This is a genomic window from Terrabacter koreensis (genome assembly GCF_054783315.1).
On sequence record NZ_BAAGQU010000004.1, the window covers coordinates 1,814,641 to 1,828,103 of the forward strand.

13 protein-coding genes and 3 tRNA genes are annotated in these 13,463 nt (G+C 72.3%); 8 read left to right on the plus strand and 8 right to left on the minus strand.

Annotated features, from left to right (window positions below; translation table 11 throughout):
- Positions 1-16 precede the first annotated feature (16 nt).
- A complete protein-coding gene (locus tag ACYVNR_RS11195) occupies positions 17-1,192 on the minus strand; it encodes a DUF4349 domain-containing protein (RefSeq protein WP_461048139.1) in 1,176 nt (391 codons plus the stop codon).
- A gap of 173 nt (positions 1,193-1,365) precedes the next feature.
- Positions 1,366-2,010, minus strand: coding sequence for a DedA family protein (locus ACYVNR_RS11200; RefSeq protein WP_458801987.1), 645 nt, complete (start codon positions 2,008-2,010; stop codon positions 1,366-1,368).
- 80 nt (positions 2,011-2,090) lie between these two features.
- Between ACYVNR_RS11200 and hemG the strand changes: the two genes are divergently transcribed.
- Both hemG and hemQ read left to right on the plus strand, forming a co-directional pair.
- Positions 2,091-3,497 (plus strand): protoporphyrinogen oxidase, encoded by a 1,407-nt coding sequence (gene hemG, locus ACYVNR_RS11205; RefSeq protein WP_461048142.1) that lies wholly within the window; start codon positions 2,091-2,093, stop codon positions 3,495-3,497.
- A 7-nt stretch (positions 3,498-3,504) separates the two neighbouring features.
- Entirely contained in the window at positions 3,505-4,206 is a 702-nt protein-coding gene (hemQ, locus tag ACYVNR_RS11210) for a hydrogen peroxide-dependent heme synthase (protein ID WP_045187869.1), read from the plus strand.
- Between the two features lie 12 nt (positions 4,207-4,218).
- Here hemQ and ACYVNR_RS11215 read toward each other — a convergent pair whose 3' ends face one another.
- The 3 genes from ACYVNR_RS11215 to ACYVNR_RS11225 form a co-directional block, all read right to left on the minus strand.
- On the minus strand, positions 4,219-4,605 hold the full coding sequence (locus ACYVNR_RS11215; RefSeq protein ID WP_461048144.1) for a DUF1707 domain-containing protein: 387 nt from the start codon (positions 4,603-4,605) through the stop codon (positions 4,219-4,221).
- A 43-nt stretch (positions 4,606-4,648) separates the two neighbouring features.
- The gene (gene msrB, locus ACYVNR_RS11220) at positions 4,649-5,101 is read right to left on the minus strand and encodes a peptide-methionine (R)-S-oxide reductase MsrB (protein ID WP_461048145.1); all 453 of its coding nucleotides are present in this window, start codon (positions 5,099-5,101) and stop codon (positions 4,649-4,651) included.
- 61 nt (positions 5,102-5,162) lie between these two features.
- Positions 5,163-6,491: a vWA domain-containing protein gene (locus ACYVNR_RS11225; protein WP_461048146.1), complete on the minus strand. Its 1,329-nt coding sequence runs from the start codon at positions 6,489-6,491 to the stop codon at positions 5,163-5,165.
- Positions 6,492-6,689: 198 nt separating this feature from the next.
- On the opposite strand from ACYVNR_RS11225, the gene ACYVNR_RS11230 reads away from it, so the two are divergent.
- Positions 6,690-7,859 (plus strand): alpha/beta hydrolase family protein, encoded by a 1,170-nt coding sequence (locus ACYVNR_RS11230; RefSeq protein WP_461048148.1) that lies wholly within the window; start codon positions 6,690-6,692, stop codon positions 7,857-7,859.
- A 30-nt stretch (positions 7,860-7,889) separates the two neighbouring features.
- Here ACYVNR_RS11230 and ACYVNR_RS11235 read toward each other — a convergent pair whose 3' ends face one another.
- The gene (locus ACYVNR_RS11235; protein WP_045187877.1) at positions 7,890-8,633 is read right to left on the minus strand and encodes a dihydrofolate reductase family protein; all 744 of its coding nucleotides are present in this window, start codon (positions 8,631-8,633) and stop codon (positions 7,890-7,892) included.
- 89 nt (positions 8,634-8,722) lie between these two features.
- On the opposite strand from ACYVNR_RS11235, the gene ACYVNR_RS11240 reads away from it, so the two are divergent.
- A complete protein-coding gene (locus ACYVNR_RS11240) occupies positions 8,723-9,664 on the plus strand; it encodes a polyphosphate kinase 2 family protein (RefSeq protein WP_461048150.1) in 942 nt (313 codons plus the stop codon).
- A 55-nt stretch (positions 9,665-9,719) separates the two neighbouring features.
- On the opposite strand, the gene ACYVNR_RS11245 is transcribed toward ACYVNR_RS11240, so the two are convergent.
- Positions 9,720-11,360 carry an acyl-CoA dehydrogenase family protein gene (locus tag ACYVNR_RS11245; protein WP_461048152.1) on the minus strand — a complete coding sequence of 547 codons (1,641 nt, stop codon included), beginning with the start codon at positions 11,358-11,360 and terminating at the stop codon, positions 9,720-9,722.
- 95 nt (positions 11,361-11,455) lie between these two features.
- Between ACYVNR_RS11245 and ACYVNR_RS11250 the strand changes: the two genes are divergently transcribed.
- From ACYVNR_RS11250 to ACYVNR_RS11265, 4 genes are all read left to right on the plus strand, one after another.
- Entirely contained in the window at positions 11,456-12,502 is a 1,047-nt protein-coding gene (locus ACYVNR_RS11250; protein ID WP_045187883.1) for a YihY/virulence factor BrkB family protein, read from the plus strand.
- 99 nt (positions 12,503-12,601) lie between these two features.
- Positions 12,602-12,674, plus strand: a tRNA-Gly gene (locus ACYVNR_RS11255).
- Positions 12,675-12,702: 28 nt separating this feature from the next.
- Positions 12,703-12,773, plus strand: a tRNA-Cys gene (locus ACYVNR_RS11260).
- Positions 12,774-12,802: 29 nt separating this feature from the next.
- Positions 12,803-12,877: transfer RNA gene (locus ACYVNR_RS11265), tRNA-Val, on the plus strand.
- Positions 12,878-12,911: 34 nt separating this feature from the next.
- On the opposite strand, the gene ACYVNR_RS11270 is transcribed toward ACYVNR_RS11265, so the two are convergent.
- Positions 12,912-13,436, minus strand: coding sequence for a GNAT family N-acetyltransferase (locus ACYVNR_RS11270; RefSeq protein ID WP_461048154.1), 525 nt, complete (start codon positions 13,434-13,436; stop codon positions 12,912-12,914).
- Positions 13,437-13,463: the final 27 nt, after the last annotated feature.

The following is a 13,463-nucleotide window of genomic DNA, read 5'->3' on the forward strand; positions in this document are numbered from 1 at the left end:
CCCTCGTCCAGCGGCGTCACTCGACAGGGTCGGTGCCGACCTTCGCCGGCGCGCCCACCGGCTCCGGCTCGGGGTCCTTCGTCCCCGTCGCTGCCGTCGCTGCCGTCGCTGCCGGCGCTGCCGGCGCCACGGGAACCGCCGGGGCGACCACGGCGTGACGACGCCGGTAGCGCAGGACCAGCAGCGTGACCGGGACGAGGACGACGAGCCACGGCAGCAGCGCCGCGAGTCCCGTCAGGATCACGGTCACCGACCCCAGCAGGCTGTCCCAGGCGGTGCGCAGGCCGCCGGTGATCCCCTCGTCCGAGCCGGCAGCCGGCGTCGTGGCGTCGGTCCACAGGGTCAGTGTCACGTCGCTCGTCGTCGTCATCTGGTCGAGCTGGGCCAGACGCTGGGTCAGCGAGTCGAGGTCAGCCTGGCGTCGGGTCAGCTCGCTCTCGAGCGTGATGACCTGCTGCAGGTCGGTCGTCTTGGCCAGCAGGGCCCGTACGCGTTCGATGCCGTCACGCATCGGCTCGATGCGGGCCTTCGTGTCGACGTAGGTGTCGGTGACGTCCTCGGACTGCGACGAGCGGTAGCTCACCGACCCGATCTTCGACAGGTCGGTGAGCACCTGGTCCAGCGCCTTCGCCGGCACGTTGAGCACCATCCGGGCCTCGTCCACGCCGACGTCCGGCACCGAGGCGCCGGACCCGGTGCGCTGCTCGGCCGAGCGCCGGCCCCCCGTCGGGTCGATGCTCGTGACGACGTTCTCGGAGGTGACCTGCCCACCCGCGCCGGTGGCGATGACTCGGGCACGGGCCGCGGAGCCCGTCAGGTCGGTCACCTTGATGCCGAGCCAGGCGGTGCGGGCGATCTTGGCCGTCACCACCCCGGCGAGGCTCCCGGCTCCGGCGGCGTCAGCGGGCGCCTTCGCCGTACCGGGTTGCGACGGTGGGCTGACGGACGGCGCCCCCAGCCCGACCGCGGCACCGTCGCGAGAGGACTCTGCAGTGCCGGCCACGCTGCTCGAACCGGTGGTGGACCCGAAGCCGGCCGCAGGCCCCGCCGTGGACCCCGACCGTTGGAGCGCCCGCGACCCCAGCGCGAACGCCAGCGCGAGGACCACGACCGTCACGGCGATGACCGCGAGCGTGCGCCGGCGTGCCGGAGGCACGGACGAGAGCCGGGGGAGGTGTGAGGTGGCGGTCATGGCGAGCCCTTTCGACGGGTCGCCGCCCGTGCGTCGCCCGCTGGCGGGCACGGGTGCCGTGGCGACCTCCTTGTGTCCAGAGACACGCGCACGCGCCAGAACGTTGCGACGTCCGGTCGGCGCGGGGCCCGTCAGCGGGCTCGGGTCAGCGGGCTCGGGTCAGCGGGCTCGGGTCAGCGGGCTCGGCGCACGCGTCGCACCACCAGCCAGACGACCAGACCGGCGACCACGAGCCCGACGACCCAGTCGAGCACCGAGGAGTAGCGGTCGACGAGCTCGTAGCGCGATCCGAGCACCCAGCCGAGCCCGATGAGCAGCCCGTTCCAGATGGCGCTGCCGGCGACGGTGAAGACGCTGAACCGGGCCAGCGGCATGTGAACCGCGCCCGCCGGCAGCGACACCAGGCTCCGCACCCCGGGCACGAGCCTGCCGAAGAAGATCGACCGGCGACCGTGCTGCTCGAACCACGTGGTCGCGCGCTCGAAGTCGCGCCGGTCGACGAGGGGCAGCCTGGCCATGACGTCGATGGCGCGTTCCTGGCCGAGTCGCGCGGCGAGCAGGTAGAGGGCGAGGGCACCCAGGTAGGAACCGAGCGTGCTCGTCACGAGCAGCAGGGCGAGACCGAGCTGCCCCTGGCGCGAGATGAAGCCCGCCATGGGCAGCACCACCTCGCTCGGGATCGGTGGCAGCACCGTCTCGACGAAGGTGAGGGCGGCCACCCCCCACTCGCCCAACGCCTGGATGACGCGGTAGGCGACGCCGACCAGCCCGGACAGGTCCGCGGCGGGTGGGGCTGCGAGCAGGGCGGTGTGGATCATGCCCTCACCATGCCCTGTCGTGCCCCGCAGCCCGCGCACCCGACCGTCGAAGCCGTGCTCGCGGGTGGGAGAGTGACCCCATGGCAAGGACGGTCGCGGTCATCGGTGGGGGCATCAGCGGACTGGCCGCCGCGTGGGAGCTCACGCGCCCCGGGGCCGACGTGCAGGTCACGCTTCTCGAGGGGAGCGACCGGGTCGGTGGCAAGCTGCGCCTCGCGGACGTCGGGGGTGCCCGCATCGACGTGGGCGCCGAGTCGGTGCTGGCCCGACGACCGGAGGCGCTGACCCTCTTCGAGGAGCTCGGTGTCGCCGAGCTCACCACGCACCCGGCGGCAGTCGGCGCATCGATCGTCTCGCGCGGGACCCGCTGGCCGATGCCCAAGGGCACCGTCATGGGTGTGCCCTCGGACCCCGAGTCGGTGCGCGGTCTCCTCGACGACGACGAGGTGCAGCGCCTCGTCCACGAGGTCGTCGAAGGTCCGCGTGAGGGGGACCTCTCTGTCGGGGACCTCGTCGACGCCCGGCTGGGGCCAGCGGTGACCGACCGCCTCGTGGAGCCCCTGCTCGCCGGCGTCTATGCCGGTCACGCCCGCGAGATCTCCGTCGAGCAGGCGGTGCCTGCGCTCGCAGCAGCTGCCCGCGAGGGGAGGTCGTTGACCGATGTCGCGCGGGATGCCGTGGCCGCGGCGGCGAACGGGCCGATGGCGGCGCTGCCGGTCTTCGCGTCGCTCGTCGGGGGTCTGGGCACGTTGCCGGAGCTGCTCGGCGCCAGGCTGGCCGAGGCGGGGGTCGACGTCCGCACCGGCGCCCTGGTCCGTGAGCTCGAGGCGGACGGCACCGGCTGGCTCGTCTCCACCGGCCCCACGACCGATGTCCGGCGCGAGCGCTTCGACGACGTGGTGCTGGCCGCACCCGCTGCGCCGGCGTCACGCCTGCTGCGCCACGTGGCGCCGTCGGCCGCCGAGGCGCTCGCCACCGTCGAGTACGCCTCGATGGCCATCATCACCTTCGCGCTGGAGGGCCCCGTCCCGCCCGAGCTGGACGGCAGCGGCTTCCTCGTGCCCCCGACCGAGCCGCTGACCATCAAGGCGTCGACCTTCAGCTCGCTCAAGTGGCCGTGGCTGGCGCAGGCCCACCCTGACCGCACCTACCTGCGCGCGTCGGTCGGTCGGCACCGCGAGGAGGCGTCGCTGCAGCGCAGCGACGCCGAGCTCGTCGAGGTGGCGCTCGCCGACCTGCGCACCGTCCTGGGCGAGGGGCTTCCCGGGCCTGCCGCCGCCCACGTCCAGCGCTGGGGTGGCGGCCTGCCGCAGTATGCCGTCGGGCACCGTGCGCGGCTGGCGCCCACGCGTGACCTGCCGCCGGGGCTCGCGCTGTGCGGGGCGGCCTACGACGGCGTCGGCATACCCGCGTGCATCGCGTCCGGGAGGGCCGCGGCCCGCGCCGTCCTGACCCGCGTGGGCAGTGCCCGGACGGTCTTGGGATGATGGGGTCATGAGCGAGCGCATGACCCCGGCCCGGATGCGAGAGATCAACGACACGATCCGCTACTGCATGTGGTCGGTCTTCAGCACGGTGACGCCGCTGGGCGACGACCGCGAGAAGCTGCTGGGCGAGCTCGAGGCCTTCCTCGCCGAGATCGACGGCGAGGGCGTCGTCGTCCGCGGCATCTACGACGTCGCGGGCCTGCGTGGCGATGCCGACTTCATGGTCTGGTGGCACGCCGAGACGATCGAGCAGCTGCAGTCGGCCTACCACCGGCTGCTGCGCACCGAGCTCGGCCAGCACCTGGAGCCGGTCTGGAGCAACGCCGCGCTGCACCGGCCGGCCGAGTTCAACAAGAGCCACATCCCGGCCTTCATGGCCGACGAGGTCGCCCGCAAGTACGTCTGCGTCTACCCCTTCGTGCGCTCCTACGAGTGGTACCTGCTCGAGGACGACGAGCGACGCGACCTGCTGCGCGAGCACGGCCAGATGGCGCGCGACTTCCCCGACGTGCGGGCCAACACGATCGCCTCCTTCGCGCTCGGCGACTACGAGTGGCTGCTCGCCTTCGAGGCCGACGAGCTGCACCGCATCGTCGACCTCATGCGAGAGCTGCGCGCGTCGCGCGCCCGTCGCCACGTGCGCGAGGAGATCCCCTTCTTCACCGGCCCGAAGGTGAGCGCGGCCGAGCTGGTCGCGAACCTGCGCTGACCGCGGCCCCGCTCAGTCGTCGAGCGCCCTGGCAAGGATGGCGATGACGGGGATGAGCAGGAACGCGAGCCACGACTTCGTCAGGAAGAACGCGGCGATCGCGATGAACGGCGACAGACTGACGAGCGTGCGCGCCAGCTTGCCCTGCGCCGACGTCCGGCCCGGGGCCGCGGTGTGGGCGACGGCACTGCCGCGGGCGGGACGTAGCTTCGGCCGGGGTTCGGGCAGGTCGACGAAGAGCGCCGTGAGCTCACGACGCACGACGGCGTCGTTCGCGCGGCCGCGACGGTCCTCGTACTCGTTCGCGTCGAGGCGCCCGGCCGCGTGGTGCTCCGCCAGGGCGGCCAGGGCCTCCTCACGCTCGGCCGTGCCGATGCGGATGTCGCCGTCGTCGACCATGGGACGAATCTAGGCGAGCGGGCCCTGGCCGCGCAGCAGCCGGTCAGGCCGGCGCGGCGCCGTCCTCGTCGGGCTGCAGCCGCAGGGAGATCGAGTTGATGCAGTAGCGCTGGTCGGTGGGGGTGTCGTAGCCCTCGCCCTCGAACACGTGCCCGAGGTGCGACCCGCACGTGGCGCAGCGCACCTCGACGCGCTTCATGCCGAAGCTGCGGTCCTCGATGTACTCGACGGAGTCACCGGCGAGCGGGGAGTAGAAGGACGGCCAGCCGCAGTGCGACTCGAACTTCGTGTCGCTGCGGAACAGCTCGGCGCCGCAGGCGCGGCAGGAGTAGACGCCCTTGGTCTTGGTGTCGGTGTACTCGCCGCGGAACGCCGGCTCGGTGCCGGCCTGTCGCAGCACCTGGTACTCGGCCGGGGTCAGGGCGGCGCGCCACTCGTCCTCGGTGCGCTGGACGGCGTACGGCGTGGTCGTGCTGTGGGTGCTCTCGTCGCTCATGTCCAGACCAACGCCACGTCACCCGGGTTTGTGCCCGGGTGACGTGGCGCGGTCGGGTCGGCTACTTCTGCTTCGGTGGGACTGCGCAGGTGGCGGTGGCCGTGTTGCCGGCCGCGTCGGTGGCGGTGAGCGTGGCGTCACCCTTGAAGGTGAAGTGCCAGTCGACGGCGCCGGCGAACGGGGTGACGCTCGATGCCGTCGTCCCCGGCGCCTGGGTCAGCTTCAGGTAGGTGCCGGCGGCGTAGGGCCGGAACGTGGTGCCGGTGGCGTTGTCGGTGATGGCGACGGTGACGCCGGGCAGGTTGTCCGCGGCGACCATCTCGAAGAAGCCGGCGTTGCGCCAGCCGCCGGGCGTGTGGCCGTCGGGGTTGACGCCGGGCCCGCACGAGACGGTGGGCGGGGTGACGTCGTTGACCTTGATGCTCACCGTCTGCACGAACTCGGGTCCGGCCTCTGCGCCGTTGATCCTGAAGGTCGTCGTGCACCCGAGCGTCGAGCCCTGGGGCGCGTCGGCGGCGACGGTGACGGCCTCGTCGAGGACGACGTCGCCGCCGCTGGTGACCGTGCGAGGAAGGCTGGGGGAGAGGGCGATCGAGAGCCCGGCGTCGCAGCTGACGTCTGCGGTGACCTCGGCGGGCAGGTTGCCCAGGCCGGCGAGGATCGTGCTCGCCACGTTGCCGGGCGTGACGCTCGGGAAGAACGAGCCCGAGGTGGCCGTGGCGATCCGCTGGGCCTGGCCGGTGGCGTTGAGGCCGTCCCCACCGCCGGAGGCGACGTTGATCGCGATGACCTGGGCGCCCACGCCGACGAGCGACGCGGTGGCGTCGGCCTCGCTGTGTCCTGCGCTCGGGTCGTGTCCGCTCGCGTCGCCGAACCACACGACGATGCGTGACGAACCGGGACGGAAGGCGATGGCGTTGCCGCCCGAGCCCACCTGCCACAGCGCGTTGAGCTGGCCCTCCGGCGTGTCGCCGCCTCCCGAGGCGACGAGGCTGTCGATGGCGGCCTGCGCCGTCGCCTGGCTCGGGGTCAGGCCCGACTCGACCTCGAAGAGGCCGGTGCCGTCCGAGACGTCCTTGTAGGACGCGACCGCGAACTGTGCCTGCGGCTGCGCCGTCTGCACGCTGGAGACGATCGAGCCCATCTCGGCCTTCACGTTCGCGATGGCGGGGCCCATGCTGCCGGTCTCGTCGACGACGAGGACGATGTCGGGCTTCGGCGGGATCTCGGGCGTGGTGACGGTCTTCGTGACGTGCACGGTGTCGCCCGGGTCGACCGAGGCGTCGTAGCTGGCCGGGCTGACACCGGCGCCCATCGCGAGGGCCGGCGTCGCGACGAGCGCTCCGGCGGCCGCGAGCGTCAGGGCGCTGCGGCGAATGGCTGTGAACATGGATGTTCCTTCCGTGACGAAACACACTGCGGCAAGTGGTGCGCGGTGTTCCCCCCGCACCGAGTGCCCGGCTGCTCCCCCCGGGACGCTCGAGAGGTAGGTGGCGCGGACGAGTCGCCTGATACCGACAAATGCGAACAATCACCCGGCGCGGCACGTCGTCGACGGGTCCGGCGGCCCGTTTGCGACGATGTGCGCGTGCAGGTGCGCAGGCTCGTCTCGCGACCGGTGCTCGTCGCTGCCGCTGCGGGCACGGGCTCGCTGCTCGGTGCGGCCGGCGGCTCGGTCGCCGCGGCCGCGTACTTCGCGCGCAAGGTGATCACGCCCGACGAGCTGCAGCCCGACGACGTCGCGATCCTGCGCCACGACGACGAGTCCGTGACGTTCGCCGCCGCGCCCGACCCGGTGGTGCCGGGCCGTTACGGCGTGTGGCTGGACGGGGGAGCGGGACACGCCCGCGTGGGCGACATCCTCGAGAGCGACGCGACGTCGGTCACGCGTCGCCTGCTCTCCGTCGACCGCGGCGCCCTCTCCGTCGGACCGGCCCGGTGGAACCAGTACTACTTCTGGGACCGGCCCTCGGTGAGCCTCGGACTGCCCGACGAGGACGTGAGCATCGTCTCCGACGTCGGCGCGCTGCCCGGGTGGGTCGTGCGACCCGCTAATCGCGGCAGCAGCTCGGACTGGGCGGTCCTGGTCCACGGGCGAGGCGCCCGCAAGGAGGAGACGCTCCGCGCCGTCCCGGTGCTGCACGAGGCCGGGTGGACCAGTCTCGTCGCCGCCTACCGCAACGACCGTGACGCCCCGCTGGGTCCGGACGGGCGATACAACCTCGGGCTGTCCGAGTGGCGCGACGTCGAGGCGGCGATGGGGTATGCCGTGTCGCACGGGGCGCGCCGCATCCTCCTGCTCGGTTGGTCGATGGGTGGAGCCATCGTGCTGCAGACGCTCGACCACTCCCCGTTGTCCGAGTACGTGGTGGGTGTCGTGCTCGACTCCGCCGTCATCGACTGGGGCGTGGTGCTGCGTCACCACGGCAGGTTGCGCCGCGTGCCCGCCCCCCTCGTGCGGATGGCGTCCGGTCTGCTCGGGTCGCACCGCAGCCGACGCCTCGTGGGCGTTCGCGAGCCCATCGACGTGGCCCGCACCGACTGGGTGGCCCGGGCGGACGAGCTGCGCCACCCGATGCTCGTCATCGCCTCGGACGGCGACGACTTCGTGCCGATCGGACCGGCGGTGGCTCTCGCCGGGCGACGCCCCGACCTCGTGCGTTTCGAGCGCTGGGACGTCGCGCGCCACTGCCGCGAGTGGAACTACGACCCCGAGCGCTGGGAGCGCGTGCTGCGCGAGTTCGTGACGTCCGGCTAGCGGTGCCTCCGCGCGAGTCGGCGCGCGTGCTCAGCGCCGCACGAACCAGCGCCCCATGAGCGTGCCGTCCTGCTCGACGAGGAGCTCGAGGTCGAGGTCGGCCGGCGTGCCGTCGGCTCCCACCGTCCGGGGCGGGCCGGCGCCGACGACGCGCGGGACCACGGTGTAGCACAGCTCGTCGATCGCGCCCGCGGCGAGGAACGAGCCCAGCAGGCCCGGGCCGCCCTCCGTCAGCACGTGGTCGAGCCCGCGCGCATGGAGGGCGTCGAGGAGCACGTGCAGGTCCACCTCGTCGTCGCCGCAGACGAGGACGTTGGCGGCGCCGAGGTCGTCCCGGGCCGGTTCGAGCCCCGGGGCCGAGGCGGTGGTCGCCAGCAGCGCCCGTCCGTCCCGGCACCCGCTCAGCGTCGGCGGGACGGTGCCCCGGTTGCTGACTGCGACGAGGGGCAGGACGTCGGGCAGCCCCGCGGCACGACGCAGCGCCACGAGGGAGTCGTCGACCGACAGCGGCGGGTAGCCCTCTGCGCGGACGGTGCCCGCTCCCACGACGACGACGTGGCTCAGCGCCCGCAGCACCTCGAAGACGACGTGGTCGGCATCGTTGTTGATCGATCCCGACCTCCCGTCGGGGCCGGTCGCACCGCCGTCGAGCGACGTCACCATGTTGGAGCGCACCCAGCGCTCCTCGGCGCAGGCGTAGGCGCGGAAGAGTGCCGCGTCGTCGAGGTCGGCCAGGGCGGGCAGGCCGGAACGGCCGGGGACGAGCAGACGCATCCCGTCAGTATCGGCGACGGCCGGGGGCACTTGCCGATCAGGGCCTGCGCATCCCGTCGCACCACGGCCCTTTCGGGCAGGATGACCGCATGGGCAAGGGCAAGAAGGGCAAGAAGAGCCAGAAGGCAGCGGCGGAGATCGAGGAGAAGGCTGTCGAGGATGCCGTGGTCGCCGCCCACGAGGAGGAGGCCGTCCAGGAGATCAAGGACGTCGTCAACTCGCTCCGCGTCGGCAAGGGCTTCGTGCTCGCCGACGTCGACACCTCGGGCACGCCCGGCTTCACGGGCGACAAGGTGGACGGCAAGGCGGCGCTCAAGGCGTGCGAGACGGAGCTGTCCGACCTGCTCGAACGGCTCTTCGCCGACTCCATCGAGGGTGGCAGGCGGTCCGTGCTGCTCGTCGTTCAGGGGATGGACACGTCGGGCAAGGGCGGCATCATGCGCCACGTCATCTCGGTGAACCCGCAGGGCGTCAAGGCGACCGGCTTCAAGGCTCCGACGAAGGAGGAGCTCGCTCACGACTTCCTTTGGCGCATCGAGAAGGCGCTGCCCGAGCCCGGCCAGCTCGGCGTGTTCGACCGGTCGCACTACGAGGACGTCCTCGTCGTGCGGGTGCACGAGCTGGTGCCCGAGTCCGTGTGGTCGAAGCGTTACGCCCAGATCAACGCCTTCGAGCGCAAGGTGATCGCCGCGGGAACGACGGTCATCAAGGTGATGATGCACATCTCCACGGACGAGCAGAGGGACCGCCTCATGGAGCGTCTCGACCGCCCGGACAAGTACTACAAGTACAACCCGGGTGACGTGGACGAGCGGGGGCACTGGGACGCGTACATGGAGGCGTACCAGGCGGTCCTCGACAAGACGTCGACGGTGGGGGCGCCGTGGCACGTCGTGCCGGCCGACCGCAAGTGGTACGCCCGCCTGGCGGTCCAGCAGCTCCTGCTCGAGGCCCTGCGCGGCATGAACCTCGAGTGGCCCCCGCCCGACTTCGACGTCGAGGCCGAGAAGAAGCGCCTGGCCGTCAGCTGACGGACGTGGTCCCGGGGCGTATGCCGTCCGGCCCGTTCCAGCTGTGGGTGACGGCTCAGCCGGCGCGGTCCAGCACGGCGTCGGTGGCTCCCGCGAGGTCGACGTCGAGAGAGCCGAAGGTGTGGCCGCGGCGGCCGGCGATCCGGCTGGCCACGAAGGCGTCGGCGACGGCGCCGGGGGAGTGCCGCACCAGCAGGCTCGCCTGCAGCGCGAGGGCGAGGCGCTCGACCACCGAGCGGGCACCGAAGGCCGCCCCGGCGGACAGCGGGTCGAGCGAGCGAGCCTGTGCGAGAGCGGAGTCCACGTACGCGTCGAGCTCCGCGCTGCGTCCCCGCACCTCGTGGAGCTCCTTGGTCAGGGCCTCGAGGCTCGCCGGCTCACGACCGACCGCGCGCATGACGTCCAGCGCGTTGACGTTGCCGGACCCCTCCCAGATCGAGTTGAGCGGGGCCTCGCGGTAGAGGCGCGCCAGCCCGTTCTCCTCGACGTAGCCGTTGCCGCCGAGGCACTCGAGCGCCTCGGCGACGACCGAGGAGGTGCGCTTGCACACCCAGAACTTGCCCAGAGCGACCCCGATGCGGGCCAGCTCGCTCTCGCCGTCGTCCACCGCACGGGCGAGGCGGAGGCCGAGCACGGTGGCGGCCTCGGCCTCGAGGGCGAGGTCGGCGAGGACGTTGCGCATGAGCGGCTGGTCGACGAGCAGGGCACCGAAGGCCCTGCGGTGCCGGGCGTGGTGCAGCGCGCGTGACACCGCGGCGCGCATCGTGGCCGTCGACCCCAGCACGCAGTCCAGTCGGGTCGCGCCGACCATGTCGATGATGGTGCGCACGCCGCGCCCCTCGTCACCGAGCCGGCTGCCCCACGTGCCGTCGAGCTCGACCTCGCTCGAGGCGTTCGAGTGGTTGCCGAGCTTGTCCTTGAGGCGCTGGAGCGCGAAGACGTTGCGCGAGCCGTCGTCGAGGGCACGCGGCACGACGAAGCAGGTCAGGCCTCCCGGCGCCTGCGCGAGCACGAGGAACGCGTCGCTCATGGGGGCCGAGCAGAACCACTTGTGCCCGGTGAGGCGGTAGGTCTCACCCGGCAGCGGTCCGCCGGGGGACGCGACGGCCCGGGTCGTGTTGGCCCGGACGTCCGACCCGCCCTGCTTCTCGGTCATGCCCATGCCGGCGACGGCGCCCGACTTGGTCGTGACCGGCCGGATGCCGAAGTCGTAGGAGCGGCTCGCGAGGGCGGGCAGCCAGCGCCCCCCGAGGGTGGGGTCGTGCCGGAGGGCCGACCCGGCGGCATACGTCATCGAGACGGGGCAACCGTGCCCGGCCTCGACACGCGACCACAGGACGAAGCCGGCGGCTCGGCGCACGTGGGCACCCGATCCGCTCGGTGACAGCCAGGCCTCGGCCGTCAGGCCGGCCCCCACGGCCTGGGTCATGAGCCAGTGCCACGAGGGGTGGAACTCCACCTCGTCGACCCGGTTGCCCCTGGCGTCGTGGGTGCGCAGCACCGGACGGTGGGCGTCGGCGAGCCGGCCGTGCTCCTGTGCCTGCGCGGAGCCGGCCAGGCGCCCGAGGGCAGCGAGCTCCTGCATCGCGGACTGGCCCGCCCACCGGGCGACGGCCTCTGCCAGTGCGACGTCGTCGGCGAGGAAGTCGCCGCCGACGTACTCCGGGGCCTGGTTGGTCACCTCGTGTGTGCTCACCAGCCGAGGGTAGGCCGCCCGCCCGGGCGGCGCCGGTGGGACGCGTGTCGCACGGGTCACGTCGACGACCCACCCGCACGGATAGATTCGTGGCGATGACGGTCAAGAAGCGCGTACGCGCGGTGCTGCGTCGGGTGCCGGGCGGGCTCGGCGCGGCCCGGCTGACGCTGCGGACCGTCGACGTCTGCCTCGACTACCGGGTCACCGGACTCGCCGCCGAGGCGGCGTTCTTCATGCTGCTCTCGCTGCCGCCGCTCGTGCTGGGGCTCTTCGGCGGGCTCGGCTACGTCAGTGCCTGGATCGGTCCTGAGAACGTCGCCCGGGTCGTCGCGACGATCCGGGAGTACGCCGAACGCTTCCTCACCGAGGACAGCATCAGCCAGCTGCTCGTGCCCACGGTGGAGGACGTGCTGGGTCGCGGACGGCCCGAGATCGTGTCCCTCGGCTTCCTGCTGTCGCTGTGGTCGGGCTCGCGCGCCCTCAACGTCTTCATCGACACCGTGTCGATCATGTACGGCCAGAAGGACATTCGCGGGATCATCCGCCTGCGCGCCCTCAGCCTCGGCATCTACACGGTGAGCACGGTCGCCGGAATCGTCCTGCTGCCGCTCGTGCTCCTCGGTCCGGTCCTCGTGTCCGACTGGCTGCCCGACTCGCTCGCCTTCCTGCGCTACCTCTACTGGCCGACCGTCCTGGTGCTCAGCATCATCGCGCTGACGACGCTGTACCACGTGGCCACGCCGCGCCGGGCGCCGTGGCTCCGCGACGTCCCCGGCGCTCTGCTGGCCCTCGCCATCTGGCTCGGTGCCTCCTACCTCGTCCGCGTCTCGCTCGAGGCCTCCCTCGGCGGCACGACGATCTACGGGCCTCTGACGGCGCCGATCGTGCTGCTCATCTGGCTCTACTTCCTCGCCATCGCCATCCTCATCGGGGCCGGGCTCAACTCCGCCTCGCGCACCCTGTGGCCGGTCGAGCTCGGCGAGCACGAGCCGACGTCGGTCGTGGACTGGATCGCCCGACGACGGGCGGAGGACCGCCAGTACACGCACGGTCGACCGTCCGAGCTGCAGCAGGCCGTCGAGCGCGAGCTCGACGAGGGCGTCGCGGCACCGGCTGAGCACGAGCGCGAGGTCGGCCGCTGACCCCCGGATCGGTGGTCCGACGGCCGGTTTTGTGTCGCCCGGACCGATGGGCTAATGTCTACCTCGCACCGAGCGGAGAAGTTACACCGCTGGTGTTCCGCGGACGTAGCTCAGTTGGTAGAGCGCAACCTTGCCAAGGTTGAGGTCGCCGGTTCGAGCCCGGTCGTCCGCTCGGAGGCAAAGATCCACTTGCCTTCCACGGTGGAGTGGCCGAGAGGCGAGGCAGCGGCCTGCAAAGCCGCGTACACGGGTTCAAATCCCGTCTCCACCTCGGTACAGCACCACCACAGCAGGACCCACGGGCGATTGGCGCAGCGGTAGCGCGCTTCCTTGACACGGAAGAGGTCACTGGTTCAAACCCAGTATCGCCCACCAGCACAGAACAGCCCCTGACCAGCGGAGACGCCGGTCAGGGGCTGTTTCGTTGCGCGGCCGTCCAGTTGCCTGTTCGCGCAGCCGGTGACGTGTTCAGCGGCGCAGCTCCATCCGGTTCTCCGCGGGTTCGTCGGACGGCCAGTCCGGTGGCACCCCCAGGTCGACGAAGCCCGCGCTCGTACGCGGTGCGTGCCCTCGCGTTGTCGCTGCGGACCATGAGGAACGTCGACCGGTCCTGGCCGTCGGCCCACTCGACCACGGCGTCGATGAGGGCGCGTGCGACCCCTGCGCCGCGGACCGCGGGTGCCACCCACATCGAGATCAGCTCGACCTCGTGCTCGCCGACGCGCTGGCCGCTGACGACGCCGACGACGTTCGTGCCGTCCTGTGCCAGGAGGGTCAGCGGCACGGTGGTCAGGCGCGACCGCCACTGCGGCTCGGGGGCCTCGACCCAGTCGGCGTGACGCGAGCCGAAGGCCTCCGGCGACCCCGCCAACGACGCGAGCCGCACCTCCCGGAACGTCTGCCAGTCGTCGGGCCCGATCCTCGTGATGTCCACGCCCCGAACCTAGCAAGGCCAGGTGGT

What these genes read in the sequence shown, in the direction of transcription:
- ACYVNR_RS11200 (WP_458801987.1), bottom strand. Translation starts at nt 2,010, where the DNA reads ATGATCCACACCGCCCTGCTCGCAGCCCCACCCGCCGCGGACCTGTCC.
- ACYVNR_RS11195 (WP_461048139.1), bottom strand. Translation starts at nt 1,192, where the DNA reads ATGACCGCCACCTCACACCTCCCCCGGCTCTCGTCCGTGCCTCCGGCA.
- hemG (WP_461048142.1), top strand. Translation starts at nt 2,091, where the DNA reads ATGGCAAGGACGGTCGCGGTCATCGGTGGGGGCATCAGCGGACTGGCC.
- msrB (WP_461048145.1), bottom strand. Translation starts at nt 5,101, where the DNA reads ATGAGCGACGAGAGCACCCACAGCACGACCACGCCGTACGCCGTCCAG.
- ACYVNR_RS11250 (WP_045187883.1), top strand. Translation starts at nt 11,456, where the DNA reads ATGACGGTCAAGAAGCGCGTACGCGCGGTGCTGCGTCGGGTGCCGGGC.
- ACYVNR_RS11215 (WP_461048144.1), bottom strand. Translation starts at nt 4,605, where the DNA reads ATGGTCGACGACGGCGACATCCGCATCGGCACGGCCGAGCGTGAGGAG.
- ACYVNR_RS11240 (WP_461048150.1), top strand. Translation starts at nt 8,723, where the DNA reads ATGGGCAAGGGCAAGAAGGGCAAGAAGAGCCAGAAGGCAGCGGCGGAG.
- hemQ (WP_045187869.1), top strand. Translation starts at nt 3,505, where the DNA reads ATGAGCGAGCGCATGACCCCGGCCCGGATGCGAGAGATCAACGACACG.
- ACYVNR_RS11235 (WP_045187877.1), bottom strand. Translation starts at nt 8,633, where the DNA reads ATGCGTCTGCTCGTCCCCGGCCGTTCCGGCCTGCCCGCCCTGGCCGAC.
- ACYVNR_RS11225 (WP_461048146.1), bottom strand. Translation starts at nt 6,491, where the DNA reads ATGTTCACAGCCATTCGCCGCAGCGCCCTGACGCTCGCGGCCGCCGGA.